The organism is Methylobacterium sp. E-005 (assembly GCF_022829725.1).
Lineage (GTDB): Bacteria > Pseudomonadota > Alphaproteobacteria > Rhizobiales > Beijerinckiaceae > Methylobacterium.
The window spans coordinates 1-26,257 of sequence record NZ_JAKSYG010000174.1 but is presented as its reverse complement, the minus strand read 5'-3'; the positions used below and the strand labels follow the sequence as shown (position 1 = coordinate 26,257).

The window sequence follows — 26,257 nt, the reverse complement described above, 5'->3', positions numbered from 1 at the left end:
TTTACCTCGACCCCTGCCTAAGCGGAGATGTGCCCTGATGTTCGACCGTCGTAAGCTGCTCCTCGGGGGCGGCGCCGGGCTGATGCTGCCGGGTTTGGCCCGGGCGCAGGCGCCCGCCGCGATCGGCACCTTCCCGGAGGGCGTCAGCGCCGACTCCGTCTTCGTCGGCCTAAACATGCCCCTGACAGGCGTCTTCTCAGGTGATGGCAACGACCTCAAGCTCGGCTATGAACTCGCCATCGCGCAGATCAACGGGGGTGGCGAGATCCCGGCTGCCTGGGGCCTGAAGGGCAAGGGCGTCCTTGGACGCCAGATTCGCTACAAGGTCGCCGACACGGAGGGGAAGCCCAACGTCGCGGTGCAGGCGGCGACCCAGTTCATTCAGCGTGACAAGGCGATTCAGTTCTCGGGCTCCGTGAGCAGTTCCGAGGCCATCGCCCTGGAGGAACTCGCGAGCCGCGACAAGGTCCTCTACATGGTCGGCATTGCCGGTTCGAACGACGTCACCGGCAAGAACTGCCAGCGCTACGGCTTCCGCTCGCAGCAGAACGCCTTCATGGCCGCCAAGGCGCTGGCCCCGGTGGTGGCAAAGGCACTCGGTCCCAAGCGCAAGATGGCCTTCCTGGTGCCGGACTACACCTACGGCCAGACGGTCTACGAATCTTTTGCCAAGTTCGCCAAAGAGGCGGGCTGGACACAGGTTCTGAAGGAGACCGTGCCGCTGGGCACCGCGGATTACAGCTCGGCGCTCCTCAACATCGCTAATAGCGGTGCCGACGTCTTCGTGAACATCTGCTTCGGCGCCGATGCGGTCGCCTCAACCAAGCAGGCCGAGCAGTTCGGCGTCCTGTCGAGCATGAAGCTCGTCGTGCCGAACCTGTCCTCCTTCCAGGACAAGGAACTGGGCGCCGAACTGATGCAAGGCGTCTATGGCTCCTGCGATTTTTGGTGGACGCTGGAGGATCGCTACCCCCTCGCCAAGACCTTCGTGGCGAGCTTCCTCGACAAGAACAAATATCATCCGCGCTGGGGCGCCCACATTGCCTACATGCAGACCTATCTCTGGGCGCTTACGGTCGAGCGGGTCGGCGGGTTCAACCCGGTTGACATGATCAAAGCGATGGAGGCCTCGAAGAGCCAGCCCTATGACTCGACCATCGGCCGCGTCTATTACCGTGCCGAGGACCACCAGATGGTCCGACCGATCCCGATCCTGAAAGGCAAGGCGCCCGCCGCGATGAAGGGGCCGGAGGATTTCTACGAGATCGTGGACATGGTCGAGGGGGAGAGCGTGATGAACCCGACCGACCTGTTCGGTTGCAAGCTCGGCCCCTACACCTGAGGGACCGGCCATGCCCAGCACGGCGGTTCTCCTCTCTCAGGCCTTCAACGGCCTTGCCCTCGGGAGCCTTCTGGCGCTCGTGTCCAGCGGGCTCACCATCATCCTGGGCACCCTGGGGGTGCTCAACTTCGCCCACGGCGCGCTGTTCGCCGTGGGGGCCTACACCGCCTTCGTGATGATGTCAGCGACGCATTCCTTCCTGCTCGCCCTGCTCGGCGGCTGCGCCATCATGCTGGTTGTCGGCTTCGCCATGGAGCGCCTGGTGATCCGCCATTTCTACGCGAGGCCAGACGAGGACCAGATCCTCGTCACCTACGGCATTGGCATCGTCCTCGTGGAGGCATTGCGCGCGTGGTTCGGGGGGAACAGCCAGCGGGTGCCGGTGCCCTCGTGGGGCGTGGGGGCGACCAAGCTCGGCTTCCTCGTCTACCCGACCTACCGACTCCAACTGATCGGCATCGTCGCGGCGCTCCTCCTCGGCCTCTACCTCGTCCTCTACCGGACGGCGATCGGCCTCGTGGTGCGGGCGGGCATCGAGAATGCCGGCATGGTCGGCATCCTCGGCATCGACGTGCGCCGCACCTTCCTCCTCGTCTTCGGCATCGGCGTCGTCGCGGTAGGGCTCGCCGGGATGCTCTACGCCCCCGTCGTCTCGGTGACGCCTGACATGGGCGCCAGCTTCATGGTGCAATCCTTCGTGGTCATCGTGCTGGGCGGGCTCGGCTCGTTCCCCGGTGCGGTGGTGGGAGGGCTGATCGCAGGCGAGGTCATCAGCCTGACGAGCGCCTTCAGCTCCGCCTATTCGGAGGTGATGCTCTACGGCCTGATGGCTCTGGTGCTGGTGGCGCGCCCGCAAGGGCTGTTCGGCACGGAGGGCCGCGTCTGATGCCCCCTGCTCTCCGCCGCATCCTCCCCGAACTGGCGCTCGCCGCCTTCCTATTGGTCGCCCCTCTCCTGCTGCCGCCGCTGGGCTTCTCGCACGACCTGCTGTCGCGGGCGCTCAATTGGGCGCTGTTCGGCCTCGGGCTCGACATCCTGTTCGGTCTCACGGGCCTCCTCTCCTTCGGCCAGGCCGCCTTCTACGGGACGGGCGGGTTCGTCACCGCCACCCTCCTCGTCTCCGGGACGGTGGGAAGCGTCTGGCTCGCCCTCCTGGCCGGGACGCTGGCGGCGGGGCTGTTCGGCCTACTCGTCGGGTGGCTCGCCGTCCGGCGCATCGGCATCTACTTCGCCATGATCACCCTGGCCTTCGGCCAGATGGCGTATTTTATCGAAAACTCCCCGCTCTCGGGCTGGACCGGCGGCGAGAACGGCATCGCCGGCGTGCCCCTTCCGACAATCGGCTTCGGGGCGGACGCGGTGCGGATCACCGCCGGGCTGCCGATGTACACGCTCCTTGCGGCCACCTTCCTTGTCGGCTTCGTCCTGGCCCGCCGCATCGCGAAATCTCCTGTGGGGCTGATTCTGCGGGCGGTGAAGGAGAACACCGCCCGCGTGGCGATGCTCGGCCACGACGTCCCGGCCTACAAGCTCGCCGCCTTCACCATCGCCGCGCTCTATGCGGGGCTCGCCGGGGCGATGCTTGGGCCGTTCCAGAGCTATATGCCGCCGGACGCTTTCGCCCTGGAGACCTCGGGGCAACTCGTGGTGCAGACCATCGTCGGCGGCGTCGGCACCTTGGTCGGGCCACTGGTCGGCGCGGCCCTCTGGCTGTGGCTGCGCGACAACCTCCAGCCCATCCCTGGCCTCGGTCCGCTGTGGAAGCTCGTCCTTGGGCTCGCCTTCATCGGCCTCGTGATCGGCCTCCGTCGGGGCATCTGCGGGGAGATCCTGCATCTCTGGAACCGCCGCCGGGAGGCCCATCGCCTCCGCGCGGAGCTGGCCCGAACGGAGGCCATCGAGGTGAGCGGCGGGGCACCGGCCCGCGCCATCCCGGCTGAGATCGCCCTGCCGATGCCGCGCCCGGCGGTGGACGGACGCAGCGCGCGCGGGGAGATCGCCCTTGAGGCGCGCGGGCTCGCCCGGCACTACGGTGGCCTGAAGGCGGTCGATGGCGTGAGCTTCACCGTGCGCCGGGGTTCGATCCATGCGGTGATCGGGCCGAATGGGGCGGGCAAGAGCACCCTGTTCAAGATGCTCTCCGACGAGGTGAGCCCGAGCGCGGGCGAGGTGCTGCTGTTCGGCGAGCGTCTGACCGGGGGCGGCGTAAGCCGGGCGGCCCAGCGGGGTATCGCCAAGAGTAACCAGCTCAACCAGCTCTTCCTGAACCTCACGGTGCAGGACAACCTGCGGGTAGCGGCGCTGGCGCGGGCGCGGGGCGGCTTCCGTCTGGATCTTCTCGCCCCCGCCGACGGACGCCCCGAGATGGAGGCGCAGGTCGCGACCCTGATGGACCTTCTCGATCTCAGCGAGCGAGCCGGCACCCCGGCGAGCGTCCTGGCCTATGGTGAGAAGCGACGGCTGGAGATCGGCATGGCGCTCGCCACCAGCCCGAACGTGCTGCTCCTCGACGAACCCTTGGCCGGCATGAGCCTGTCGGAGCGGGCGGCGACCTGCGCCCTGATCCGACGCATCGCGAAGGCTTGCACGGTCGTCGTGGTGGAGCACGACCTCGACGCTATCTTCGACCTCGCCGAGCGGATCACCGTGCTGTGCGAGGGCCGCCTCCTTGCCGACGGCCCAACCGATTCCGTGCGCCGGGACGCAGCCGTCCAGCGCGCCTATCTCGGTGCCGGGCCAGCGGAAGCTGGTGCCACGCTGGGGAGCGCCGCATGAGCCTGCTCGAAGTCGAGGGCATCGACACCCTCTACGGCGATTCCCACGTCCTGTTCGGCGTCTCCCTGCGAGTGGAACAGAACGAGGTCGTGGCCCTGCTCGGCCGCAACGGTGCGGGCAAGACCACGACGCTGCGCACCCTCATGGGCGTGCTCAGCCCTAGGACGGGCACGATCCGCCTCGACGGTCAGCCGATCCACGGGCTCCCGCCCTCGAAGATCGCCCGCGTCGGCATGCAGCTCGTGCCGGAGGAGCGCGCCGTGTTCGGCGGCCTGACCGTGGAGGAGAACCTCCGGGTCGCGTGCCTAAGCGCCCCTAAGGCGTGGCCCCTCAGCCGGATCTGGGAGATCTTCCCCCGGCTCAAGGAGCGACGCACCTCGCGGGGGCGCACCCTCTCGGGGGGCGAGCAGCAGATGCTCTCGATCGCCCGCGCCCTGGTCCGCGACCCGCGCATCCTCCTCCTCGACGAACCCTTTGAGGGGCTGGCGCCACTGATCGTTCAGGATCTAGTCGTGTTGACGAAGCGTCTGGCCGCGGAAGGGCGCACGATCGTCGTGGTCGAGCAGAACGTCGCAGCGGTACTGAGCTTCGCCGATCGGGTCTACGGCTTCAACAACGGCCACGTCGTCTACGAGGGGCAGGCTTCAGCTCTCCGAACGGATCCCGCTCCAATGAGGGACTTCATGGGCTTGGCGCTGTGAGCGAGACCACGGACACTGTCTTGATGCCGCTGCTTATATCAAGAGGTCACCACCTTGAATCGGTTAACCTGAGGATGTTTGATCGCGCGATTTGATGTCGGTTCTTGCTGCATTTTGCCCGAAAAAAGACCGGCGGCAATCCATGCATCCGAGACGTTCGGACACGCGATGCGTTGCGGCAGATGCTGGCCGAAAGCGCTCTGGCGGTGTTCGGTTGCGCGAGGTGCTAAACCGGACATCACAGCGTTCTCGCTGCCGGCTGCCGACGGACACGTTTTTTCGACGTTTGAATTTCCGACGTGGTTTTTGCGACAGATTCCGGCAGCCTCGGCGGGCGCAACATGCATTGCCAGCGTTTGTCGGGAAGACGATCGTTTTCCGTGCACGACCGATCATGTTACCCGCCGTTGCGTTCCAATAGGGCTTGCGCAATGGAACGACGTAGCTGGAACTGAGCCGTGCCGTTCACCCGCGGCGCCTGGGCCTGTCGCAAAGGCGATAACGCTGGTTTTCACGAGTTGTTAGCCCTACCTGCCCAGCTGGCCGCCTCCGCCTCTGAGCCGGCCCATGATCCTTAACGCACCTGACCTCAAGTTGAAATGAGAAGCCGGCGGCGACTTCAGAGGCCGGCACTTCGAGGCCAGCCTGATCGTGCAGGCAGTGTCCTGGTACCTGCACTACGCGCTCAGCTACCGCAGTATCGGAGAGATGCTCCTGGAACGTGGCATGAAGATGGATCACTCCACCATCAACCGTGGGGTGCTGGCCTACGCGCCACCATCGAGCACCGCCTACGCCAGTTCCGCAAGCCGAACTGCAGGTCTATGCGCGTGGACGGAACCTACATCCGCGTCCGGGACCAATGGCGGGATCTCTAACCGCGCCATCGACAAGCACGGCGAGGCAGTCGATTTCCTGCTCAGCCGTGGCGCTGCCTGCTAGGTTAGATACCGACGCTCACCGCGCCCGCTTCCGCTGCCTGTCTCACGGTGGCTCCGCTCCGAAGCGCCATGGCTATCGCGGTCGACGTGGTGTCGACGGCAAGTGCCCGATCCTCTCCGTGGTCATAGGGGCTATTCTCGCCGGAACTCAGCCTTGCGTGATAATTGTCCGGGAAATTCTTATCCATCCGCAGCTTCAGCATGTTTGTGGCAGCATGATAGTCGTCCTCGAAATTCGTAGCCTTTGCCGATGTTTCCCCGACGTAAAGCCCCGCCTCTTTCTCCTTAGCCATAGAGGTGTTTCTTTGCTCATCTCCGCTGCCGATGAAGAACTGAATGATCATGGAGATCAGCCAACTGATGATGTTCATCGGGGGGGCTCCTGAGCGGGCAGCAGCGGATGCGCCCTGTCATAGAAGACAACGCATCCCGACAGGCTTCGGACGCCGAGGTGATGTCATGACCGCCACTCACCGGGAGGCCTGCTGATGTCCGAGACTGCCCGCATGCCCCATCTTGGCCAGACCTCGGCCGAGCGCCGCGCCCTCGACCGGATCGGCTGCGGCAAGTCCCCGGGCAGCTCGGCAAAGACGCTGAAGGCCCTGCTCGATGCCGGTCTGATCGTCGACCACGGCGGAGAAGTCCGGCGCGACGCCTTCGGGCTCTACAAAGTACCATCCTATGGCATGCCGCTCCCGGTCCACTACCAGTGGTGCAGCGCCGTCGCCTTCACCGACGAGGAGATGGAAGCGTTCGAGGCCGAGATGAGCGCCAGCCATGACCGCCTCGCGCGAGCGCGCCCGCGAGTGGGAAATTTTGGCATCAAGCCGGTGCAGCAAGCCCGATGACGTCCAGCGAGTACCGCAACATCCCTCTACAGGATGCGCAGACCTCGGGCCGCGACCTCTGTTGGCACACCGCGACGCTTAGGTCGCCTCGTTCGCGCTTGCCGCTTCACGTGAGCCTTGATCTCGCTTCTCGTTCGCCGAGGTTCGCGGTGCTGACTTGCGGTCCAGGCGTAGTTCATCGCCACCGTAAGCAGCATGGCGTTCTGGACCATTCTCGCGTTCAACCGAAGTGCTTCATCGACCAACCGGCCCATCTCGTCGTAGAGCATTTTTTTCTCCGATCTGGGCTCTGGCAGTTGAGGCGCCCCGAGATCCAATCCGCTCACGCGACGGCGTATGTGAACGGCCCGTCCTGCGGCCCAACTTGGGTTCGATCCCCGAGAACTCTTCGGCCAGAGGCGATGATCTGGACAGTCTGTCGGCTATCGCAGGCAGTCCGCGCCATGACCTCTAGATCGCGCAGATATGAAATTAGCAACCCGTGCGGAACATCATCTGTGTTAAGAGCCTCGTCTACTTTGGACGACACCTTACGCTCAAGCTCGGTCCAGAATTCTGGCGAAATTAACATTTCTTGCATTGTTAAAACTCCCCGACTCGAAAATGTCGGGTTGATTTCTTGCACCTTTATTTGATGCCCATCCGGTCAAATGACAGTTGGAGTGCTTAAATGCGTAACGCTACTGTTCGCGAGGAAGTCGCCTTCGCCGCCGGTATCAAGCCGGTCCGGCAGACGGCGCTGACTACCGCCGTCACCCTGGAGACCCATGAGGGCTCAACTTGTGTCCGGGATTGTACCGCCATCCAGGCGTTGCAAGACTTCGCCGAAGATCTTGATGTTCTGATGCTCGGCCACCTGAAACCTCGGTGGGCAGATTGCAGCCACACGAGGTTTATACCGATTGACCCGCCACCCGCTTCTCGCGGGTGACGGGGCGAAATGAGTGATTAGCGACCCATGCTGCCGGACGAGCTGCCGGACGAGCTGCCGGTTCCCTTACCCATCGAACCAGACGTTCCGGTCGAGCCGGTGCTCATCGATCCAGAGTTGCCCGCACCCATGCGGTCCCCCGTGCCGCTCCCATTGTTCATCTGACCGCCGGTGCTCATGCCGGTGCCGGATCCACTACCTGCACCCATCGAGCCGCCTGTTCCTGTGGAACCGCCGCTCATGCCAGTTCCAGCACCACCTGCACCGCCGCCGGCAGCTCCGCCCTGGGCGAGAGCAAAGCTAGCGCCGCCGGTAAGCAGAGCTGCAGCAATCAAGGGAACGCATAGATTTTTGACGTTCATCTCAAAACCCAACTTTTGTTTGTAAGTAGATCCCAGACAGGATCTTGCCCAATAAACTATCAGCATCAGGAGATGTTCCCGTTTTTGTAAGCCTCACATTGTTGAAAGATGGTGCTAAACTGAGCTTGAACTAACCTATGTGAAAGTACGGCTCTGCCACGGGTCTAGGTCCAAACATTCGTTACGAGACGCGCCGTACCTGTGTAGCCGTCCACGCCCCACCCCGAGCGGCCGGGATGCCCCGCGCGTTCAGCGCCGCCGCGATCTGGCGCAGCGGGACCGCGCCCTCGGCCCGCACGGCGGCTATCACTGGGGCGAGGTCCCGGGCCCACTCCTCGGGCCGCCGGGTCTGTCGTGCCCGCGCACTTGGCCGGCCTCCCGGTTCGATAGGTTCTCCGGCTTGCCTAGACCAGATGTTCGCCCGAGAAGGGGCGACCCGTCTCACATGATGCAGATTAACGAGCGTTCAACCGGATGAAACACCCGCCCGCGATGACGCCAGGGACACACAGAGGCTTCCCCGCGGCCGCGCTCGCGCCTATCTCAGGACTATCTGCTGCCGACGCGGTCGGGAGGTGCGCGAGGTCGGCGTGCAATCAGCCGGCAATCTTGGCCGGTCGTATAAGGCGGACTTACGGAACGTCCCGATCCTGTTCACGCTCGGACGCCCGTAGGCTGAGCCTCACCAAGTGACGACCAACCTATATGACAATCGTTGAATTGATCCGTGCCTTTGGCCGCGACCTCCCGGTCGGCATCCTGATTACGGACGCATCCATAGAGCGGCCGGGCCCGATCATCGTCTATGCCAACTCGGCCTTTGGCCGGCTTGTTGGACGCGATCCAGATGAGATCATCGGGCAGAGCCCCCGCTTCATGCAGGGCAAGGAAACGCGTCAGGCGACTCTCGACGCCTTTCATCGGGCCCTGAGGGCCGGTGAACGCTTCCACGGGTATCTGACCAACTACCGAGGCGACGGCACCAAATACCGGGCCGAGATCGATTGCCGGCCATTGCGCAACGTGTGTGGTGAGATCGAGGGCTTCATCTCGTTCGAGCGTGAGGTGGCGCGGCGCATCGGACGCCCCTTTGAAAGCCGTGGGGGGCGGTATGAAGCAATCTCCATAAGTAACGATTTGTTAGGGGACGCTTTGCGCAGTTTGGGTGTTTTCAGCTCCGGAGATGCAAATTCCCGCCCGCCACAATCGGCAGCACTGTTCTAATCATCGCTACAACACTGAAATTCCGTCATTTGTTGTGTTTCTTCCGACACAGTAACAAGCTGTTTTTAAGAAATAAGTAATAAATTGGTACTATATCAAGCACAGGAAAAAGTGATTACGTCGCGACTTATTGCCAGCGAGTAGATCAAGCCTGATCACGGGCCATGGCCCTGTCATATCGGACAAGACGGACTTCTGCCGAGGCGGCATCTCGGAGGAGGCCGGTGCAGGGGTTCGCCACACTCTAGGACATGAGGCGACCGCAGCCAGTACGTGGACGGCATGAGGGAGCAACTTATGGTGTCGGCCGCAGAAACTGAGCGTCTTGATGCGCTTCGAAGGTTCGACCTCTTGGATACGCCCCCAGGAGAAAGCTTCGACCGCATCACGCGTATGGCAAGCCAGATATTCGGCCTGTCAATCGCCGCCGTCTCTTTGACTGATAGCGACAGACAATGGTTCAAGTCCAGGATCGGAGTAGAGCACTGGTCGGTCACGCGCCAAAAAGCACCGTGTTCTCAGGTAGCCGAGAGCTGTGATTTGGTGGTGATCGAGGACTTCCTGACGGACCCCTACTATCACGACAGCGCTTTGGCAAAGGCCGGCGTCCGTTTCTATGCCGGTGCCCCACTTGTCACGCGAGACGGTTTCGGCCTCGGTGCCATGTGCGTCCTGGGGACGTCGCCTCGGCAAGCACAACCGTCAGAATTGGCGGCGTTGCGCGATCTCGCCGCCATGGTCATGTCGCAGATCGAGCTGCAGCATGCCTTCGGACGCATCGACCCTATCAGTGAACTGCCGAACCGAACGCAGTTCATCGATGACCTGAGCGACTTTGCTCGTGATCATACGTCTGGAGAACGGCGGATCGCGGTCCTGGTGGATTTGATCTCCGTCGATCAGATGAACCATGTCGTGCGCGTCATGGGACAGGCTGCCATCGACAGTATGGTCAAGGCTGCCGCGCGCAATTTCCGGCTTTTGATCGGGCCCCAGCGGAAAGCCTACCACGTCGGCGCCACACAACTGGCAGCCCTGGCTCCCGACGGAATGGATGAGGTCGCATACAGCGATCTCTTGACCGTCCGGGCCGAGCGGCTGCGCAAGCTCGGTGGGCCCGACGCGATCGGCACGACCGTGATTGGGGTTGCCCCTTTCGCCCTTGGCGATCTACCTCCGACCGATGTGCTGAGGATCGCTCAGGGAGCGGCCCAGGATGCGCGCTCAAAAGGCAAACTCTTCCAGATCCACTCGAACACGCTGGATAACGCATCCCAGCGAAGCTTCACGCTGCTGCGCGACTTCGAGGCGGCTTTGCAAAGCCCCTCCGGTTTCCGTCTGGTCTATCAGCCCCGCGTCGACCTGACCTCCGGACGCTGTGTCGGGGCCGAGGCGCTGATGCGGTGGATGCATCCGACGCTTGGGCCGATCTCGCCGGGTGAGTTCATCCCGTTGGTCGAGCGAATGGCCCTAGCCACGCCAACGACCGCCTGGGTGCTGGAGACGGCGGTCTCGCAGATGGCCCGGTGGCACGCGGCCGGCATGGAGCTGATCGTCTCGGCCAACATTTCCTCGACCAACCTGCACGAGCCCGATTTCGCTTCTCGTGTCAGCCAAGTCCTGGCTCGACATGGTGTCTCTCCCGAGTTCCTCGAACTGGAAATCACCGAGACGGCGGTGATGAATGATGCCGAGCAGGCCTTACGTCAGCTTAAGGACCTCGCGGCTGCCGGAATTCGGTTGGCGATCGACGACTTTGGTACTGGGTACAGCAGCCTGTCCTACCTTCAGCGGCTGCCGGTGCACGTCGTGAAGATCGATCGCTCCTTCATGGGTGATCTTGATACCGACCCGCGTCAGCTCTCGCTGGTCACGATGATGGTCTTGATGGCGAAGCATCTCGGCCATCGTGTCGTCGCGGAGGGCGTCGAAACGCAGGAAGTGCTCGACCAGCTCCGATTAACTGCGTGCGATGAGGTGCAGGGTTACTTCTTCGCTCGTCCTATTCCAGCCGATGAATTCATAAAATGGACGGAGACCCGAGCCTCTAATTTGGCGGTTGGCTGATAGCAAATTCCGCTGTGATTGGCTTTTCTAGTGCAGCGTTCGATCGGAAGAGCCATGGTTTAGCGGAGTCGCGATGATACGCTCGCTTTGAAATCCCCCCGTCGGACACTTCCTATGGATTGTCGAGGCCAACTTTGCAGCTGGTCAGGCTTGAAGTGGGTCCGCGAGCGGTTCGATACGGAGGGCATCACCCGGTTTCGTTCAAGCAGCGGTGGCTGGAGTGCTCGCGTGAGCGGACACGAAACCGTAGACCTGCTCCGGCAACCGCCCGCGCGGGAGGTCGTCGACTTCAAGGCTTTGTTGGTGGATCTGCGCGCCCAGCGGCGAGCTGGTCGAGAAGTCGAGCAGAAGGCCGTCCGCGAGGACGCCAGAGACATACCGCTGCTCCCCAAGCTGGGCTCGGGGTCCATCTCGGGCGCACCAGCCGCGGTACGGTCGGGAGTGCGCGAGGGGGCGGGCGAGCCGTGATGGTATGGCCGCCCCCGTCGCCTTGATGGGTTCGCCCGCGGGCTTGGCCTGGATCAGGCGACTACGCGGCAGATCGTGCAGAAGGTCTTCGTCGACATGCTGGTCCGCTCCGATGACGAGCGCATGGGCGAAGCGCGCAGGCAAATGGTCGTACCCTCTGCGTAGACGCCTCGCCGCGTGTCCCGCATCAGCAAGGCTTGCTCCTCACGGAGGCAGCACATGCCGGTCGCGATGCATTCAATCCCGCGCAGCGAGGGATTGCGCGAACGCCAGTACCTTCCGGCGGTCTGAGGCGTGTTTCAGTCTATCCCATAGCCGCAGCATCTCAGAAGCGTCATTAAGGTCTGCCAGCGCCTCGGGCCCATCGACGAATGCGGTCTCGGGCTTGCCGAGCGCAGCGGCAATGCGCTTCAGGATGTTGACGCTTCCGGCATCGTCTTCCTCGCAGTGGCGACGCAAAGCTTCTCGCAAAAAAGTCTCCACGCGCTACTTAGATTGCGGGTAGACAACAGTTAGAGCGAGATATTAAGCTCAGCGCAACGTCATTTGATGGATTTGGGGTTGGAGAATTAATTTATATGTCGGGCGCTGTCTATCTAGAGTTAGCTACCTCGGACAAGAGAGGCGGTACTTGCGGGAGGGCAGGATGAATGCGCTCAACGAGTTCGAGGCGATGATAGAAGCCTGCATCGCCAACCACGCTGAGATCATGCAGCACGGTTCATCCGAGATGAAGACCGCCTCTCGCCTGCTGCTCTATGCGCTTGGGGAGGAAGTCCGACGCCGCGGCCGCGGCGCGACCGTAGCGGCTAATGATGACGGTTAGCCTTGAGCCCCGGGGGTTAATCTTGAAAATCCTTAACCCAGGTATGATTGCGGCGCTGATATAACCTTTAGACCTGACTGATCGTCAGCCGCTCCGAAACAGGTGCTGCCGCCTGGGAGAGCCGTGCGCTTCCGCCTGCAATGCAAGGCGACGCCACGGTGGCTTCGAAGATCCCCCACGCTCTCTGCCCGCTCATCCGCAAGCTGGAGAGCGTCACCCGCCTCTCGGACGAGGAACGGCACGCAATCGAAGCGCTGCCGGTCCGGGTTCGAACCCTCTCAGCGCGGCAGGACATCGCGCGGGAGGGCGACCTCGCCACTCAGTGCTGCCTCATCCTGGAGGGTTGGGCCTACCGCTACAAGCTCCTGAGCGAGGGGCGGCGGCAGATCTTCTCGTTCCACATCGCGGGCGACATCCCGGATCTGCAGAGCCTGCACATCCCGTTGATGGACCACAACCTCGGGACGATGACCCAGGCCACGGTCGCGTTCATCCCGCATGAGAGCATGCACGACCTCACGGCGCGCTTCCCGAGCATTGCGGCCAAGCTCTGGCGTGACACGCTGATCGATGCGGCGATCTTCCGGGAATGGTTGATCGCCATGGGTCGCCGCCCGGCGTTCGAGCACCTCGCTCACCTATTCTGTGAGCTGTACCTCAAGCAGGAGGCGGTCGGCTTGGCAGGTGATCACCGCTGCTCACTGCCGATCACTTAGGTCGATCTCGCCGACGCCACCGGAATGACCGGCGTTCACATCAATCGCGTGTTGAAGGAGATGCGCGGCCGCGGCCTGATCACGCTGCACCGACAGACGCTGGTCGTTAAGGCCTGGGACGAACTTATCCGTGCCTCCGAGTTCGACGGTAAGTATCTGCACCTGCAGAAGCGTGCCCTCGGATGAGCTTGCATCTTCAGCCTGTGCATGTCGCCACCGGCAGCGAAGACGGCGACGGCCAGCTTGTGTTCGCGGATGACTTCCTCGTGGCAGTCCTGGTGCGGCTTTCAGACCAGCATGGTGCTGACGTGGGCTTGTGGTTCCTAGAAGCTGGGTTCGGCCTAACCTCGGTAGCCCGCGCGCCCCTGTTCTTTGACCTCGATGCGGCTCAAGATTGGATTGAGGGGTACCTCAGCAGCAAGCGCGGCAGCGCGTAGCTTGGGGTGGGACTGAGAAGGTTCTCAGTGGCCACCCGGCGTCGGATCCGTGATCAGGCGCTCGTATTCGGCCTCGGGAGCGCCGTAGGAGGGGCCAGCTAGGGCGAGCAGCGCCGCGCGATCGCGGACGATCAGGGTACCGCGCTGCCGACCGATCACGCCGGAACGCTCCAGGACCGAGATCGCGCCCGTCAGGCCCGGACGATTGACCCCCAGCATCAGCGACAGAAAGCGGTGCGTCGTCGGCAGTTCGTCACCCTCGGTCCGATCGTGACACATGAGGAGCCAGCGGGCGAGACGCGGCTCCAGAGTGTAGCGGCCGTTGGCCAGGGCCGTGGCCGTGGCCTGCACGCCGAGGACGTGCGCATACCGCAACAGCTGATTGTGCAGGCGCGGACTGTGCCGAAGCGCCTCGGAGAAGGCGCTCGCCGGCATGGCCCGCGCCAACCCGATAGCCTGAACTCGGGCCTCGTCCGGCGTCCGCTCGGCGTTGAGCAGGATGGGTACGCCGACCATGCCCTCGCATCCGACCAGCCCGACCTCGACCTGCTGTCCGTCTGCCGCGATGCTGACGAGCGAGACGATGCCCTGTTCGACGAAGGCAACCCGCGTGATGGGGGTGTCGGCTTTGATCAGCACATCACCCAACGACAAGGTCATAAGTTCGAGGTGCGGCCGAAGCAGACCGAAATCGTCCGGATCCAGGGATCTAAGCAGGCGATTGAGGCAGCTATGCTGCGTCGGGTGCGACATGGTCCCGTTCACTTGGAGCGGGGGGCCAAGTGCCCTCGGTCGGGAGCCCCTGGACATGCCTGCGCGCGACGCCTCGCCTGTCTTTGAGCCTGATCTCCTAAAAGCGCAAGATATCGGTCATTTGATGGAGATTTGGTCGGATATCTGACATATGGGCTGACATCGAGTCTCGGCGATGTGGGCCCCATGCAGCAGGCGCTGACGCGGAAGCTTGAGAGCTTCGAACCCTTGTCCGACCAAGCCCGCTGGGCCCTCAACGGCCTGGTGCTCAAGGTCCGGCAGGTCGGCGCACGCCAGGATTTGATCCAGGAAGGCGACAAGCCTGACAACGTCCTCCTGATCCTCGACGGCTTCGCGTGCCGGTACAAGGTGCTTCCGGACGGCCAGCGCCAGATCATGGCTCTGCTGGTGCCCGGCGACTTCTGCGACCTGAACGTCTTCATCCTCGACGAGATGGACCACACCATCGGCACGATCTCGACGTGCCAAATCGTGGACATCCCGCGCCAAGCCATCGATGACATCGCAGCCCATCACCCGAGCATCGCGCGCGCTTTCTGGTGGTGCTCCCTGGTCGATGGTGCCGTCCTACGCGAGTGGCTGGTCAACATGGGAGCGCGCGCTCCGGACCAGCGCATCTCCCACCTTCTGTGCGAGCTTCTCATGCGCTTGGAAGCGGTCGGTCGTGTCACCGACAACAGCTACGCGTTTCCACTCACGCAGACCGAGATCGCCGAGACGATGGGTCTGTCCGACGTGCACGTGAACCGGACGCTGCGCGAGCTTCGCGCCCTCGGCCTGATCCACCTCAAGCGCCGGGTGCTGACCATCCTCGACGTCGAGCGCCTGAAGGCCTTCTGCAGCTTCACACCGAACTACCTGCACCTGCGCAGCACGCGCTGGGGGGATCGCCGCGACCTGAGCTGGCCCGGTCGAGCCCAGGAGGGCTAGACGATGTCCGGGCGGGGCAACGTCGAGACGCTCCTCGTGCTGCAGCTTCAGCCGATTGCGGTCGACACCAACAGCCCCGACCGTGAAGGCATGCTGGTGATCGCCAATGGCCTGCTCGTGGCGGTTCTGGTGCGCCTCGAAGGGCCGGAGCACGATGATCGCGGGAGCTGGTTCATGGAGGCAGGGTTTGGTCGACTGCAAGGGCAGAGGGTCCCTACCTTCCCCACTCTGGAAGAAGCGACGCGCTGGCTGCGACGGCATCTGAAGGCGGCGTGATCTGTCCGCAGGCTATCGGCCGGAGCGCATGACCTACAGATCCGAGGATGACGCCACCGAACGAGTGCGATCGGGTCGGAGCACGAGCGAACCCACGCACGGGACCGCTAATCACCACGAGAACAGCCAGTCGAGTTTCGGCAGCATGAACACCATTGTCGCCCCAGCGCCCAACACGCCCGCAATCATGACCACGAATTCCATCGCGGCGTCCTCCCATTAGATTGAACTCAGCCTGACCTGTTGAAGCGCTGATGTGTCCACTTATCAGCTCATAAGCGAAAGAAGTGATCGAAAGAGGGAAGAACGGCGATGGGTAGTGCGATGGCGCAGACCGCTGCTATAAGCATGCTTCCGAGAGACAGAGACACAGCCGCATCGCTCCTCGTTGATCCAAGAACCAATTTCCGGATCAACATCCCCAGAATGAAATCTGTGCTGCGCTACAGAATAACCGGCGTCGCTGGCTAGCGCTCGCTGGATGGGATCACTCGGGATTGTCGACAGGCTGAAGGGCCTTGGTACGTCGTCTAGCGAACCAGAATAATTTGGCCCGCCAGCCTCTAAATGACGCGTGCCTTTCAAGGATACAGTAGGCTCAGGCCGCGTGCGCCAGCCGCTGCTCGATCCAGGTATGCGCGGCATCGAGGTCGGCGAAGGTGGGCGGGGTCGCGCTGCTCACCAGCCCGAAGCCCGCTTCCAAGAACCACATCCCGGCTATGTCCTCGTGAAATCCTGAGAGCCGCACCAGCACCGCCGCGAGGAAGGCATCGGCGAAGACGAGTTGGCCCTCGATATCGTAGCTGCCCGTTCCGACCTGCACGGGCTGTAGGCGAAGGGTCATCCGGCCGCCCGCTTCTCAAGCTGCAGGTATGTAGAGTCAAACTCCGAGACCCGAAGAAGTTCGTCCCACGCCTCGATCACGAGCATCTGGCTCCGGAGCGTGATCATGGTCCGGCCGCGCATCTCCTGGAGCACGCGGTTGACGTGCACGGAGGTGAGCCCCAGCGCGTCGGCAATATCGGTCTGGGTGATCGGCAGCGGACAGCGGAAGTTGCCGGCCAAGCCGACCGCCTGCAGCTTCAGGTACAGTTCGCAGAACAGGTGCGCGACGTGCTCGAAGGCCGAGCGGCGGCCCATGCTGATCAGCCACTCGCGGAAGATACCCGCATCGATCAGGGTGTCGCGCCAGAAGATCGACGCGATGCCAGGGTAGCACGCCGTCAACTCCCGCAGGCTCTCGTACGGGATGAAGGCCACGACCGCTTTGGTCAGCGTGGCGAGGCTGTGATCCATGGTGTGAATGTGTAGGCTCTGCAGATCCGGGATGTCGCCTGCGATGTGGAACGATAGGATCTGGCGCTTGCCCTGGCTAAGCATCTTGTACCGGCAGGCCCATCCGTCGAGGATGAGGCAGCAGTGCGTGGGCTGGTCGCCGTCGCGCACGATGTCCTGGCGAGCGTCGAGGTTGTGGATCCTCATCGGCAAGCTCCGAACGGCCTGACGTTCCTTGTCCGAGAGGGTGGTGATGCTCTCCAGCTTGCGGATGAGCATGCCCGGGGCGTGCTGGTCGGGGGCTGCGTTCATATCTCCCACTTCTCATCGCAGGCGGAAGCGCACGGCTCTTCCAGTCATCGGCGCCTGTATCGGATCAACCGATGATGATCCCTACGATAGACTGATTTTACCTCGAAGTTCTGTCATAAGATATGTTCTTGAGGCGATCATACGCCCGCAATGCTCAGCTTCGGGGTCCATTTGCTTCGATCGCGCGGCGAAGGCATGGCTATCGGCATGACCTTGATCAAAATTCCAAGCTTGCACCCTCGATTACACGAGGCGATTGAGGACAAAACCTGACCAACGCCCGTCTTTTGATCAGATGGATCTTTTTGTTTGCTGGCATGAGCGTCCGGCTGTCGCCGCGATGATGTGAGCGCAGATGGCCACGCGAGCGTTCCTTGCCCCTTCATCGCCCGCATGGCCTTTCCTAACCCGAGCGCACTCAGGCTCCGTTGCCCGGTTCGGGTAGCGGGGCCTTTTTGTGCGGATCATCCGTTCCGTGGTGTGACGAGGAAAGCCAAGCAAACGCACAAATCCCAGAATGCTTTGCCGAACTGAGGATTTCGGACGATGCTTTATGGTCTCTATTTCATAACGTGCATGGTTTCGAACCCGGCACACTGCATTATGCGCGTTCACGCCTTCGACGATGATGTCACGACGCCCCAGCAGTGTATGTCTGTCGCCCAGCCTCAGATGGCCCATTGGCAGGGCTCTCACGCCGATTGGCGGGTTGAGCGCTTCCGCTGTGGGAAGCCACCGAAGGACGATGGGACGCGCATCTGAGGTTTTGTCACCCGGCTTAGAAAGAGTAGGCCGGACCTTGGCTGTCGGTCAGTGAAACTACCCGCGTCCGGAGCCGGACCCTGGGTGGACCGTTCCGTCACCTGATCTGATTACCGGATGGCGGGGCTTGGTGCCGTTCCGCACGGCGATAGACGGGACGCAACGACCGTTAGGGTTAGTCTTGTTATCCGAGAATTGGCGCACCGTGGAGCAGATCAGGGACGCTCGAACTGTACGGCGGGCTCCAGGTCCTCGCATGAGGGGATGTAGGCGCACCAGCCGCATACGCCCCTATCAGCCGCCTTTGGGGCATTCCACTGCGAGCAGGTGGGGCAGACCTTCATCACAATGCGGGTGCCGTGGACGAACGCCAGTCCGCGGCCACCGAAGGTGGTCGTGCCTTGAGGGAGATTTTTTAACATAGGTGTCTCCTGCGCAATGCCGCAGGTTGATGTCAATGGCCGCTCAAGGTCTCCAGACCTGCTTTCTTAGCGGGTCTATCCGATGGGGCGCTCGGGAAGCGGCTGGCGCAGGAAGGAAGTGGCTGCTTGGCCAGCCCGCAGGGATAATTCCCTCTGACCCACGATTTGAGCCTAAGCCATTGATGTGCCGGGCTTTAGGGGCGAGACCTCCTTGCTTGGTTTCGGGCCGACAATGCTCGCCCCGCGTTCCATCTTTCTGGAGCCGTAAGCGGAGCCCGGCACCCCGCCGTTCTCAGGGATGAACTCTGGGCCGAAGGTCACTGCACGAGACCGGTGAACCTGCACGCGGGCACTGCCGTCACCAGCATCGTGACACCCAGCAGCGACTTCGCGCTGCCGATTTGCGCGAAGAGCCGGCAGCTCACCGGCCCGCGCCCTTCTCGACGAACTCCCATACTGAGATACCCCATTGCTGGCCCGGCCCATTCCGATATCCGGAGGTTCGCTCAAACAAGATCCGGTCGGCCTCAACGCCACGCGCCGGTCCGCCCCCGACCATCAGAACCCGCAATAATCCAGCCGGCTCGGTTCTCTTCGACCAAGCCGACGAAAATCAGCACGGTGTGGACACTAGTCGGACTTGACTGTCTGATCCGGCTTGAAAGTGGCAGCCGCCGCGATCGTGTCTTTGCCCATGATGAGCATGGCCGAGAACCGGTCGCCACTGGGATACAGCACCAGCGCTGAGGGCTCGGACCGCGATACGGCGGCTGCCGACGCCGAGGACGCCTCCGACATCTAGAACCACCGCCTTGAGGGCGCCCCCATCACCGATCAGAAGGTCAGTCATCTTGCCGACGCTCTGTCCCGACAGATTGTGCACCCCTGTGCCGATCATCTGTGACGTCAGGAAGGTGATGGGTTTGGGATTACTGCGCCGCGTTGCATCATCCGCCCTGGCGACCTGCCTGAGTTGGCCGCCCGTTCCGTCGGTCGAGGAGCTTGGACCCGTGCCAGTAAGTATTGTATCGGTGCCGATCACCGTCTTATCCTGAGCGAGCGATGGAGATGTTGCCGAAAGGCCAAGGACCGAAATCAAAAATATAGTCTGGTATTTAAAAAACATTCGCGAGAACTTATGGCGTAAATTAAATACTTCAGCCTCGGGCTGCTGATAGCCGCTTGGTGTTGAAGGCAACGTGCTCGCGGTAGCGAGCGATGACTGTCTCGGACGAGCCGCCGAGCATCAGCGTCGTCATTGCCTCACCGGCGGCGTGCACCTTCTCGATCACCATCGACTGCATCTCGGCCCGGCCCTCACGGCCACCCCAAGCGAGGCGTACCATGCGCAACTCGATGACCCGTCGCGACTTAATCGCGAGCATTATCGATGAAAAGATGCTATTATACACGTTAAAACTCCGCGATGTAGTAGATAGTGCCTAGATTAATGCGGCTTAAGACCACGTTGATACTCCCTAAAAATGTTAAGAAAAGACGCCGCACCCCTGATATCATCTAAAATGGCAACCTATGACCCTTGGCTTAGTTCGATCTGTAGCATCATGCTCCCCGTCGCCCTTCCTTCGGCGGTTCTTTCGATGAAAGGCTTCGCCCATGGGCAGCGGTATCTCTCTGCTATTTCTAGCGCTCGGTACGATAGGCGGAGTCGGCGTCCTCGCATTGGCTGCACGGAAGCAGGTCGCCAATTTGAAGGGCGACCCGGAACGTTCCAATCTCATCAAGGATCATGGCGGCGCGCCACGTCCGAACATGCCTGGGACAGAGCACTGAACCCGTGACCGCGGTTGAGACGGCGAACGAAGATCCAGTCGAGGCTGCGGTGCTTGAACGAGCTCAGCAGAACTTTCTCGACACCGGTCCGGGCGACCGGATGTGGGTAGATCCCTCCCCGATGGAGGGATCCGCGATGAGTGCCTGCTTCGCTTTGAGCGCGGATCAGCGCGCCGCGTTCATCGCCGCGGCGCGAGCGGAGATCGCATCCGAGGGCGGCTCGGCCGACCGATCGGAGGCACCCCTGCCACGAGCGAAGACCCGACCATGAGTCTCGGGATCCTCGCGCTGTATGAGAGCCGCAGCAAGGCGCAGGCGGCGATGGCCACGCTGGTCGCGGCCGGCATTCCCGAGCGGGCGATCCGGCTCGTCGTCGGCTCCGCTGATCCGGAACCCGGACGCGTCGAGGCGACGGCGGCGCTTCCCGACGGCCCCGGCCTCCGGGATAGGCTCGGGACGATGGGCCTGCCCCGGGAGGCATTGGACGCCTGCTGCGCGCGGCTGAGGCAGGGCGCGGCGATGCTGGACCTGGTGGTCGCGGACGCCCAGCGGGACCACGTCATGAGCATCCTGGAGGACCACGGCTCGGTCGACCCGACGCTGCGCCTCGCGACGTGGCGCGCCGAGGGGTGGGGCGGCACGTCGCCGGTCTCGACAGAGGGGTGGGGCGGCTATTCCGCCACCTCGACCGGTGCCACGGACATCACGACGAGACGGGAATAAGCCGATGCCTCAGTTCGCTCCCGTCAAGTCCGAGACGACCGACCTCGACGCCGTGCGGCGGTACGCGGTGAGCGTCATCGCGCAATCCGAAGGTGAGGCCTTGCAGATGAAGGCGGTCACCTTGGCGCTGCTCGGCGGGATCATGTGGCGCGGCGCGCCCGGATCGACTGAGATGATCCAGGACGAGATGGGTACCAACGCCATCCTGTCGACCACCCTCGGCGGTCGCCATCTGACCTTCTCCTACGACCAGAATACCGAGTCGATTGAGATGCGCGAGGGAACGACGGACGGTCCCGTCCTGCACCGTTTCTGCAACCGGACTTTGGTCGGAGACTTCGAGCGAACCTTCAGCGCTCTGTGGGGCTGAGGGAGCCCGATCCGGTCCCGTTCATCGGCAGCAGCTGGGTCATCGGCATCGAGATCAGCACGCGCAGACCTGCGCGCTCCCAGTGATGCGGGATCTTGCCGCCGAGCTGACCGCCAACGCTGTGCTGGACCAGAGTCGAGTTGGACCCCGTATGCGCCGGCGTCTGCTCGATCGTCGGACTGCCCCGCTCGCATCAGATTAGACTGCCGAGGGAAATCGCCTGAGAAGCGGTGAAGGCGCCGAGATCCGGAAACTGTTTGTGCGATGCTATTGTTTTCAGAGCGCGAAGTCAGTCCCGACGGCGCAACCGTCGGAGCTGTCCGTGGCCCGTATTCCTGTCTTGATCCTCGCAACTGGCCTGACGGCTGGCGCTCTCTGCTCGGCTGGTGCCGCCATGAAAAAAGTCCGGGTGCCGAACCAGTACGATGGCTCTTGGACCATCGTCGCCACCACGGCTCAAGGCCCCTGTTCGGCGAGCACGAGCTATCACGTGCAGATCAAGGATAGCGATGCCTCGATCCCCGGTGAAGAGGTCGATATCGACGGCGGCGTGTCTGCGAGCGGCTCCGTGCACGCCACGATCACCAGCGGCGCCAACAAGGTCCCGATCTCCGGCAGCCTCGACGCCAAGGGCGACGGCAGCGGCACATGGCGCACGTCCGGCGGACTGGTCGAATGCACCGGCAGTTGGAGCGCCAAGCGTTCAAGTTAGGGTATTCAAGGCGCGAAGGCATGGTTCCTGGCGTCGGTAGGCTATGCGGCGAGAAGGACCTTGCCCGTGGGTCGGGGCCGCTCGATACCCGTGCGCCAGTGGCTATCCTGCCGGGATATTTACCTCGGGATGATCGCTTCCTTGAAGGGCATCACGGCGAGGATCAACCCGGCGCTGTCGCTGATCTGAAAGCATCGTCCATCCAGCACCTCGCCGAGCGATCGGCCCTTTGCGAGCACGTGACGGGCAGAAGCAGAAGCGTCGGCGCATGCTTCTGCCAAGCTCGGCAAATAACTGCCATCCACGTCTTCAATCAGTCGGCCCCCATCGCGGACGTGGAAGAAATACAACGGGATACAATTTAGATGTGCCGGCGGCATATGGACCTAAAGCACTAATCGTGCCGGGCCATCGATTGGCTTACCTTGCTCTCAAGGATGCGCAACTCGGCATCAGATCATGCCGATCCGTGCGACAGCAACCGGCTCCACGTCCAAGTACGATGGAACGTAGGCACACCAGCCGCAGTGGCCGTTCTCCGCCGCCTTTGGTGCATTCCATTGCGAACAAAGCGGACAGATTTTTACGACAATTCGTGTGCCGGAGATAAAGGCCAGTCCGCGGCCACGAAAAGTGACTCGGCCTTGCGGGAGGTCATTCGGCATGGCTGCATCCATGCTCCTGTCAGAGTTGACCATCTCAAAGCGAGCATAATTATATCGATGAGACTCTATCAAATGATGGCGCCGGTATCAGATTTATGATTATTGTTCTCACGCGGATACTTGAATGTTGGGGCACGCCAATGGCCGCGTGGTCGCCGTCGATAACATGTCGCTTTATGCGAAAGCTCGTCATTATCCTCTCCGAGGATCAGTCGACAATGGCCAGCACGCAGGACGCGCTTTTGTTCAATCGCTTGCTTGAACTGGAGATGGACGCGGAGCGTCAGGGAGCGGAAGAAGCTTCTTGCCGGATCATCGCTAGGGTGCGTCGGATCGCGGGCACTGCTGCATCCAGAGCGTATCCACCCACCATCCGCAGTCATTGAGTGGCGCGTTTGGCGCTACCGGCATTCTAAGCCCTGGCCCTCGCTATAGCTCCAGACGCTCGGCATGACCAAAGCTCAGGACCGTCCCTCTCCAGAGCTATGGTCAGGATCGGCTTCTGAGAAGCTGGCGCCGGCAGCGCGCAGGGCCTGCATCAGGGTGTTCAACTGAATGATAGTGATCGTCGGCTCGCCAGGGCTGCTCTCGGCCCTCGGCGGGCGTGATTGCGGCGTTGAGCGTCAAGCAAATCGCCAGCCGCTGGTCCGGGTTCAGCAGCTTCGCGCAGCTGGCCCCCTACGCCTCCGCAGGTCTGATCGTTCTTATCGGCCTCTACACCGGTTGGCTCGGCTACCAGGGTATCCAACACGGCCCGGTTGGCCACGCTGCCGAGGCACTCGCTGTGCAACGCGCCTGATTTTGCGAATGGCTGCAGATAAGCGCCGATCCGGGACTCCTTCCTGAAGGACGGTAACGTCCTCAACAAACAAAAAATTTCCATTTAGAGGCGGGGTCCCAATCAGCGCCGACCGAGATCCCGCTCCTCTTTTGCTTCTGCCAATAAGATCAATACGCTATCTTGGTTTTAGCTGGGGCCCCGCTTTAACGCCGATCTACACACCGACGTTCCGTAGCGTGCCCTTATGCGAATGGCCGATCGTGGCCCGTAACGTCCGCTTACGGGACGTCGTCGAAGCCATCTGAATGACCGGGATGGGCGCAAAGCAGTATGGCTGCTTTTAGCGGGCGGTCGCCCTATTGGATGCCGTAGCAGCGCAGGCATCGGGTCGGGCAAGGGCGCAACCGCCGTCGGCCCGAGGGTATGTTGTTCGACTGAGCCAGTGAAACCGGTTGCACTAGGTAACAGCGGGCTCGTGCCGCTACAGCGGCGAACCTCGCAATCTTGTCGGAAGATGCGGGCAATCGTCCGGGACTGCCGATGCCTACAAGATCAATGACTTAGAGAAGTCCCCTGCCCTCGCGGCGTAGCAGTCAGGTGTAGCAGGGATCAACCCCTGTTGATGGAGACGACCTGCGCGTAGCCCGATTGGAAGGGAAGACTGCCTCGGCGGACAAGAGCGGCGAGCAGAACGCCTCTCTCTGTGGCTGCGGCGCCATACGCACTTCCTCCATCTGGAACATATTGAGAACTTGGGATAGGAGTGTGGACAGCGGGGATAACGAAGAACATAAAGCGATCAGGCTCGCATGGTTCTTTGTGCCCGCCATAGCATGGATCGCGGGGAGGGTCGTCCAATGCACACGTCCGTCGCCGGCGCTTCGTACGGCTATCGCTTCATTGCACTCATCAGCATCGACCGTTCGTAGGGGCGGAAAATGCTAGTCACGCATGAACGCGAAAAGCTGATCCAGGCGATCACTTTCTTCGTCACCCACACCCGCCAATGCGGAAAAGTGAAGCTGTTCAAGCTTCTCTATTTCCTCGACTTCGAGCATTTCAAGCTTACCGGCAGAAGCGTCACGGGCCAGAATTACAGCGCCTGGAAAATGGGGCCTGTGCCTGTTGCGCTTTATGAGGAGATAGACGCTCCGCAGCCCGACATGGCTGATGCCATCGACTTCGGCCAGAAGCCGATCCGTGGCGGTGAGCAGATGATGCTAGACATCAAGCCGAAGGCGGAGTTCTCAGATCGTCATTTCACTCGTCGCGAAATGGCGCTCATGCAGAGCCTGGCGCACGAGTATCGAGATGCGCGCTCCGACGACATGGTCGAGGCGACTCACCTCGAGAACATGCCGTGGGACAAGATTTACAACCAGCAGGGCCTGCGACAGCACAAGATCCCTTACGAGCTGGCGCTGAGAGCTGACGAAGCCGAGTCGATGACGCGGGTTGCAGCTGATCGAAGGGCACTGGTGGACCGGCTTGGATGATCCCTGGGTCTGTGTTCTTCCACGAGGAGTTTTACTTCCATGATGGCGAGACCGGCGAGAAGCTCTTCGTAGCGCTCGGGAACGTGGCCTCGATCCACGTGGTGGCCAAAACCACATCGAAGCAGCACGGCAGGGGGACGTCCTTTGGCTGCCAGCCAGAGGATCGCTTTCACAACGCGTACCTTCCGCCGGGGTGCTGCTATCTTCGTTGCAACACCTGGGTTTGCCTGGACGAGTTCTACGAGTTTGGATCGAAGGCCGTGCTTGCCGCGCGCTTCTCCGGTCTGATCAAGCCTGTCTGCGATCTACCGAAGGAGATCACACGCATGATCCAGGAGTGCGCATTGGAGAGCTTGGATATCTCCCCTGCCCAGACAGAGGCGGTTCGCGCCAGCCTCGTCTGATTGATCGCTCAGAGTCACCTGCCTAGTCACCTGAATGCCGGGTTACGATTGAGCTGGTGCTACAGCAGGCCGAGCTGGCCCGAATCGCACCTGAATTTCCGGCGCCGTGAGCTGGGCGCGAAGCAGCATGGCTGCTTTCGCCGAGAGGTCGCGGTGGTGGATGTTTAGGCGCCGCGAGATCTAGCCAAGCGACTGCGCTACCACCGTCAATTTGAAGTTGCGTCGATCAGTCCAGCTAGTGAAACCGGTTGCACTGGGTAGCAAAAGTCTCCAGCAGACAGAGCGTGCAGCTGGGAACGGTGACGGACTGTGCGGGTCCATCGTCCCTGATTTCTCAAATCCAAGAAGTTAAAAACTTAGCAAGAGCGAGTACGATCTGCATGTAGCAGCCATTGACCCTCATGGACCGATTTGGGTTCGGGGCGGCTCTACGCGACAATGAGATTGCCGTCCACCGGCGTCACACCCCTGGTAAAGTGATGCGGCACCTTCCAGCGCCCCTCCCTCTATAGAAGCCCACTGACATCGCCATTCTGCATGCATGAGCCCCCAAGACCACCACGCTATCGCGAACGCGTCCAAGCCCTCCGGTCATTCTCTACCAGTGCAACCGGTTGCACTGCCCAGAACGCCGAGCGTGACCCACTTTGGATCGACCGCGTCCACTTCCACGTGCCGATCATCGGCATCCGCCGCACCGCGGGGGACCTCTATGCGTATCTAATGGAGCGAAAGGGGATCGGGCCATTCCAGTTTGGGCGCACACCAGCCCGCCTACATGGCCTGCCCCCTGAAAAGTGGTCCTCCCTGAGGTATGGCTTTGAGCCATGTGGAGGATGTCGTCATGGGACGGAAGAAGCATACGGCTGAAGAGATCGTTGCTAAGCTGCGGCAGGTCGATGTCTTGATCTCGCAGGGTCGCA

Annotated in this window: 28 protein-coding genes and 3 pseudogenes; 20 read left to right on the top strand and 11 right to left on the bottom strand. The window is 62.1% G+C overall.

The genetic code is table 11. The features are described 5' to 3' along the window. The first annotated feature begins 34 nt into the window (after positions 1–34). The 4 genes from MKK88_RS19125 to MKK88_RS19110 are packed head-to-tail and all read left to right on the top strand — an operon-like array spanning position 35 to position 4,818. Entirely contained in the window at positions 35–1,342 is a 1,308-nt protein-coding gene (locus MKK88_RS19125) for a substrate-binding protein (RefSeq protein ID WP_409566678.1), read from the top strand. 10 nt (positions 1,343–1,352) lie between these two features. Beyond that, on the top strand, positions 1,353–2,228 hold the full coding sequence (locus tag MKK88_RS19120) for a branched-chain amino acid ABC transporter permease (protein ID WP_243917772.1): 876 nt from the start codon (positions 1,353–1,355) through the stop codon (positions 2,226–2,228). Beyond that, positions 2,228–4,117 (top strand): ABC transporter permease subunit, encoded by a 1,890-nt coding sequence (locus MKK88_RS19115; protein ID WP_244002452.1) that lies wholly within the window; start codon positions 2,228–2,230, stop codon positions 4,115–4,117. Before MKK88_RS19120 ends, MKK88_RS19115 begins: the two co-directional genes overlap by 1 nt. Further along, positions 4,114–4,818: an ABC transporter ATP-binding protein gene (locus tag MKK88_RS19110; RefSeq protein WP_243917776.1), complete on the top strand. Its 705-nt coding sequence runs from the start codon at positions 4,114–4,116 to the stop codon at positions 4,816–4,818. The genes MKK88_RS19115 and MKK88_RS19110 overlap by 4 nt, the downstream gene beginning before the upstream one ends. A 38-nt stretch (positions 4,819–4,856) precedes the next feature. On the opposite strand, the gene MKK88_RS19105 is transcribed toward MKK88_RS19110, so the two are convergent. Next, on the bottom strand, positions 4,857–5,057 hold the full coding sequence (locus MKK88_RS19105) for a hypothetical protein (protein WP_244002450.1): 201 nt from the start codon (positions 5,055–5,057) through the stop codon (positions 4,857–4,859). Between the two features lie 328 nt (positions 5,058–5,385). On the opposite strand from MKK88_RS19105, the pseudogene MKK88_RS19100 reads away from it, so the two are divergent. Continuing rightward, a pseudogene (locus tag MKK88_RS19100) lies at positions 5,386–5,742 on the top strand (DDE-type integrase/transposase/recombinase); the annotation flags it as partial. A 19-nt stretch (positions 5,743–5,761) separates the two neighbouring features. On the opposite strand, the gene MKK88_RS19095 reads toward MKK88_RS19100, so the two are convergent. After that, positions 5,762–6,130, bottom strand: coding sequence for a hypothetical protein (locus MKK88_RS19095; RefSeq protein ID WP_244002448.1), 369 nt, complete (start codon positions 6,128–6,130; stop codon positions 5,762–5,764). 117 nt (positions 6,131–6,247) lie between these two features. On the opposite strand from MKK88_RS19095, the gene MKK88_RS19090 reads away from it, so the two are divergent. Then, positions 6,248–6,607, top strand: a complete 360-nt coding sequence (locus MKK88_RS19090; protein ID WP_243917788.1) for a hypothetical protein — start codon at positions 6,248–6,250, stop codon at positions 6,605–6,607. Positions 6,608–6,633: 26 nt separating this feature from the next. Here the strand turns inward: MKK88_RS19090 and MKK88_RS19085 are convergent, their stop codons facing one another. Then, complete coding sequence (locus tag MKK88_RS19085) at positions 6,634–6,876, bottom strand: hypothetical protein (RefSeq protein ID WP_244002446.1); 243 nt, start codon at positions 6,874–6,876, stop codon at positions 6,634–6,636. A 1,205-nt stretch (positions 6,877–8,081) separates the two neighbouring features. Next, positions 8,082–8,198: a recombinase family protein gene (locus MKK88_RS34110; protein WP_313902332.1), complete on the bottom strand. Its 117-nt coding sequence runs from the start codon at positions 8,196–8,198 to the stop codon at positions 8,082–8,084. 407 nt (positions 8,199–8,605) lie between these two features. Between MKK88_RS34110 and MKK88_RS19080 the strand changes: the two genes are divergently transcribed. Then, a complete protein-coding gene (locus MKK88_RS19080) occupies positions 8,606–9,124 on the top strand; it encodes a PAS domain-containing protein (protein ID WP_243917792.1) in 519 nt (172 codons plus the stop codon). Positions 9,125–9,406: 282 nt separating this feature from the next. Continuing rightward, positions 9,407–11,191, top strand: coding sequence for a putative bifunctional diguanylate cyclase/phosphodiesterase (locus tag MKK88_RS19075; protein ID WP_244002444.1), 1,785 nt, complete (start codon positions 9,407–9,409; stop codon positions 11,189–11,191). 201 nt (positions 11,192–11,392) lie between these two features. Here the strand turns inward: MKK88_RS19075 and MKK88_RS19070 are convergent, their stop codons facing one another. Together MKK88_RS19070 and MKK88_RS19065 are read right to left on the bottom strand one after the other, a co-directional pair. Beyond that, positions 11,393–11,803, bottom strand: a complete 411-nt coding sequence (locus MKK88_RS19070; RefSeq protein ID WP_244002442.1) for a hypothetical protein — start codon at positions 11,801–11,803, stop codon at positions 11,393–11,395. 93 nt (positions 11,804–11,896) lie between these two features. Beyond that, positions 11,897–12,130, bottom strand: a complete 234-nt coding sequence (locus tag MKK88_RS19065; protein ID WP_244002440.1) for a hypothetical protein — start codon at positions 12,128–12,130, stop codon at positions 11,897–11,899. A gap of 175 nt (positions 12,131–12,305) precedes the next feature. On the opposite strand from MKK88_RS19065, the gene MKK88_RS19060 reads away from it, so the two are divergent. The 4 genes and pseudogenes from MKK88_RS19060 to MKK88_RS19050 all read left to right on the top strand — a co-directional run bounded on the left by MKK88_RS19060 (position 12,306) and on the right by MKK88_RS19050 (position 13,638). Then, on the top strand, positions 12,306–12,485 hold the full coding sequence (locus MKK88_RS19060) for a hypothetical protein (RefSeq protein ID WP_243917796.1): 180 nt from the start codon (positions 12,306–12,308) through the stop codon (positions 12,483–12,485). 158 nt (positions 12,486–12,643) lie between these two features. After that, entirely contained in the window at positions 12,644–13,201 is a 558-nt protein-coding gene (locus MKK88_RS19055; RefSeq protein ID WP_313902331.1) for a Crp/Fnr family transcriptional regulator, read from the top strand. 15 nt (positions 13,202–13,216) lie between these two features. After that, a pseudogene (locus tag MKK88_RS34105) lies at positions 13,217–13,387 on the top strand (Crp/Fnr family transcriptional regulator); the annotation flags it as partial. Beyond that, complete coding sequence (locus MKK88_RS19050; RefSeq protein WP_244002438.1) at positions 13,384–13,638, top strand: hypothetical protein; 255 nt, start codon at positions 13,384–13,386, stop codon at positions 13,636–13,638. The pseudogene MKK88_RS34105 and the gene MKK88_RS19050, both read left to right, overlap by 4 nt. Before the next feature lie 24 nt (positions 13,639–13,662). Here the strand turns inward: MKK88_RS19050 and MKK88_RS19045 are convergent, their stop codons facing one another. Next, positions 13,663–14,391: a Crp/Fnr family transcriptional regulator gene (locus tag MKK88_RS19045; RefSeq protein ID WP_244002437.1), complete on the bottom strand. Its 729-nt coding sequence runs from the start codon at positions 14,389–14,391 to the stop codon at positions 13,663–13,665. Positions 14,392–14,577: 186 nt separating this feature from the next. On the opposite strand from MKK88_RS19045, the gene MKK88_RS19040 reads away from it, so the two are divergent. Further along, positions 14,578–15,342: a Crp/Fnr family transcriptional regulator gene (locus MKK88_RS19040; protein ID WP_243917803.1), complete on the top strand. Its 765-nt coding sequence runs from the start codon at positions 14,578–14,580 to the stop codon at positions 15,340–15,342. A gap of 3 nt (positions 15,343–15,345) precedes the next feature. Then, positions 15,346–15,618, top strand: a complete 273-nt coding sequence (locus MKK88_RS19035) for a hypothetical protein (protein WP_243917805.1) — start codon at positions 15,346–15,348, stop codon at positions 15,616–15,618. Between the two features lie 598 nt (positions 15,619–16,216). Here the strand turns inward: MKK88_RS19035 and MKK88_RS19030 are convergent. The 3 genes from MKK88_RS19030 to MKK88_RS19010 all read right to left on the bottom strand — a co-directional run bounded on the left by MKK88_RS19030 (position 16,217) and on the right by MKK88_RS19010 (position 19,774). Then, positions 16,217–16,462 (bottom strand): hypothetical protein, encoded by a 246-nt coding sequence (locus MKK88_RS19030; protein ID WP_244002435.1) that lies wholly within the window; start codon positions 16,460–16,462, stop codon positions 16,217–16,219. Further along, complete coding sequence (locus MKK88_RS19025; RefSeq protein ID WP_244002433.1) at positions 16,459–17,205, bottom strand: Crp/Fnr family transcriptional regulator; 747 nt, start codon at positions 17,203–17,205, stop codon at positions 16,459–16,461. Before MKK88_RS19025 ends, MKK88_RS19030 begins: the two co-directional genes overlap by 4 nt. A gap of 2,341 nt (positions 17,206–19,546) precedes the next feature. Beyond that, on the bottom strand, positions 19,547–19,774 hold the full coding sequence (locus MKK88_RS19010; protein ID WP_279602413.1) for a hypothetical protein: 228 nt from the start codon (positions 19,772–19,774) through the stop codon (positions 19,547–19,549). Positions 19,775–20,450: 676 nt separating this feature from the next. Here MKK88_RS19010 and MKK88_RS19005 point away from each other — a divergent pair. The 3 genes from MKK88_RS19005 to MKK88_RS18995 all read left to right on the top strand — a co-directional run bounded on the left by MKK88_RS19005 (position 20,451) and on the right by MKK88_RS18995 (position 21,988). Continuing rightward, positions 20,451–20,906, top strand: coding sequence for a hypothetical protein (locus MKK88_RS19005; protein ID WP_243972793.1), 456 nt, complete (start codon positions 20,451–20,453; stop codon positions 20,904–20,906). A gap of 4 nt (positions 20,907–20,910) precedes the next feature. Then, the gene (locus tag MKK88_RS19000) at positions 20,911–21,276 is read left to right on the top strand and encodes a hypothetical protein (RefSeq protein WP_244002430.1); all 366 of its coding nucleotides are present in this window, start codon (positions 20,911–20,913) and stop codon (positions 21,274–21,276) included. Positions 21,277–21,598: 322 nt separating this feature from the next. Further along, positions 21,599–21,988 carry a heme utilization protein gene (locus MKK88_RS18995; protein ID WP_244002428.1) on the top strand — a complete coding sequence of 130 codons (390 nt, stop codon included), beginning with the start codon at positions 21,599–21,601 and terminating at the stop codon, positions 21,986–21,988. A 119-nt stretch (positions 21,989–22,107) separates the two neighbouring features. Here MKK88_RS18995 and MKK88_RS18990 read toward each other — a convergent pair whose 3' ends face one another. Further along, positions 22,108–22,368, bottom strand: coding sequence for a DUF6894 family protein (locus tag MKK88_RS18990; protein WP_409566677.1), 261 nt, complete (start codon positions 22,366–22,368; stop codon positions 22,108–22,110). 880 nt (positions 22,369–23,248) lie between these two features. Here MKK88_RS18990 and MKK88_RS18980 point away from each other — a divergent pair. The 3 genes and pseudogenes from MKK88_RS18980 to MKK88_RS18970 form a co-directional block, all read left to right on the top strand. Next, positions 23,249–23,452 (top strand): annotated as a pseudogene (locus tag MKK88_RS18980) (nickel/cobalt efflux protein RcnA); the annotation flags it as partial. A gap of 920 nt (positions 23,453–24,372) precedes the next feature. After that, positions 24,373–24,930 (top strand): Panacea domain-containing protein, encoded by a 558-nt coding sequence (locus MKK88_RS18975; protein ID WP_244002424.1) that lies wholly within the window; start codon positions 24,373–24,375, stop codon positions 24,928–24,930. Positions 24,931–24,941: 11 nt separating this feature from the next. After that, complete coding sequence (locus tag MKK88_RS18970) at positions 24,942–25,334, top strand: hypothetical protein (protein WP_244002422.1); 393 nt, start codon at positions 24,942–24,944, stop codon at positions 25,332–25,334. Positions 25,335–26,257: the final 923 nt, after the last annotated feature.

Bases quoted from the DNA above. Each gene is read 5' to 3' on its own strand.
- MKK88_RS18990 (WP_409566677.1), bottom strand. From the start codon at position 22,368: ATGCCGCCGGCACATCTAAATTGTATCCCGTTGTATTTCTTCCACGTC.
- MKK88_RS19115 (WP_244002452.1), top strand. From the start codon at position 2,228: ATGCCCCCTGCTCTCCGCCGCATCCTCCCCGAACTGGCGCTCGCCGCC.
- MKK88_RS19080 (WP_243917792.1), top strand. From the start codon at position 8,606: ATGACAATCGTTGAATTGATCCGTGCCTTTGGCCGCGACCTCCCGGTC.
- MKK88_RS19050 (WP_244002438.1), top strand. From the start codon at position 13,384: ATGAGCTTGCATCTTCAGCCTGTGCATGTCGCCACCGGCAGCGAAGAC.
- MKK88_RS19030 (WP_244002435.1), bottom strand. From the start codon at position 16,462: ATGACCCTTCGCCTACAGCCCGTGCAGGTCGGAACGGGCAGCTACGAT.
- MKK88_RS19090 (WP_243917788.1), top strand. From the start codon at position 6,248: ATGTCCGAGACTGCCCGCATGCCCCATCTTGGCCAGACCTCGGCCGAG.
- MKK88_RS18975 (WP_244002424.1), top strand. From the start codon at position 24,373: ATGCTAGTCACGCATGAACGCGAAAAGCTGATCCAGGCGATCACTTTC.
- MKK88_RS19120 (WP_243917772.1), top strand. From the start codon at position 1,353: ATGCCCAGCACGGCGGTTCTCCTCTCTCAGGCCTTCAACGGCCTTGCC.
- MKK88_RS19045 (WP_244002437.1), bottom strand. From the start codon at position 14,391: ATGTCGCACCCGACGCAGCATAGCTGCCTCAATCGCCTGCTTAGATCC.
- MKK88_RS19040 (WP_243917803.1), top strand. From the start codon at position 14,578: ATGCAGCAGGCGCTGACGCGGAAGCTTGAGAGCTTCGAACCCTTGTCC.
- MKK88_RS19005 (WP_243972793.1), top strand. From the start codon at position 20,451: ATGAGTCTCGGGATCCTCGCGCTGTATGAGAGCCGCAGCAAGGCGCAG.
- MKK88_RS19110 (WP_243917776.1), top strand. From the start codon at position 4,114: ATGAGCCTGCTCGAAGTCGAGGGCATCGACACCCTCTACGGCGATTCC.
- MKK88_RS19010 (WP_279602413.1), bottom strand. From the start codon at position 19,774: ATGCTCGCGATTAAGTCGCGACGGGTCATCGAGTTGCGCATGGTACGC.
- MKK88_RS19095 (WP_244002448.1), bottom strand. From the start codon at position 6,130: ATGAACATCATCAGTTGGCTGATCTCCATGATCATTCAGTTCTTCATC.
- MKK88_RS19060 (WP_243917796.1), top strand. From the start codon at position 12,306: ATGAATGCGCTCAACGAGTTCGAGGCGATGATAGAAGCCTGCATCGCC.
- MKK88_RS19105 (WP_244002450.1), bottom strand. From the start codon at position 5,057: ATGTCCGGTTTAGCACCTCGCGCAACCGAACACCGCCAGAGCGCTTTC.
- MKK88_RS19000 (WP_244002430.1), top strand. From the start codon at position 20,911: ATGCCTCAGTTCGCTCCCGTCAAGTCCGAGACGACCGACCTCGACGCC.
- MKK88_RS19085 (WP_244002446.1), bottom strand. From the start codon at position 6,876: ATGCTCTACGACGAGATGGGCCGGTTGGTCGATGAAGCACTTCGGTTG.
- MKK88_RS19035 (WP_243917805.1), top strand. From the start codon at position 15,346: ATGTCCGGGCGGGGCAACGTCGAGACGCTCCTCGTGCTGCAGCTTCAG.
- MKK88_RS19075 (WP_244002444.1), top strand. From the start codon at position 9,407: ATGAGGGAGCAACTTATGGTGTCGGCCGCAGAAACTGAGCGTCTTGAT.
- MKK88_RS19025 (WP_244002433.1), bottom strand. From the start codon at position 17,205: ATGAACGCAGCCCCCGACCAGCACGCCCCGGGCATGCTCATCCGCAAG.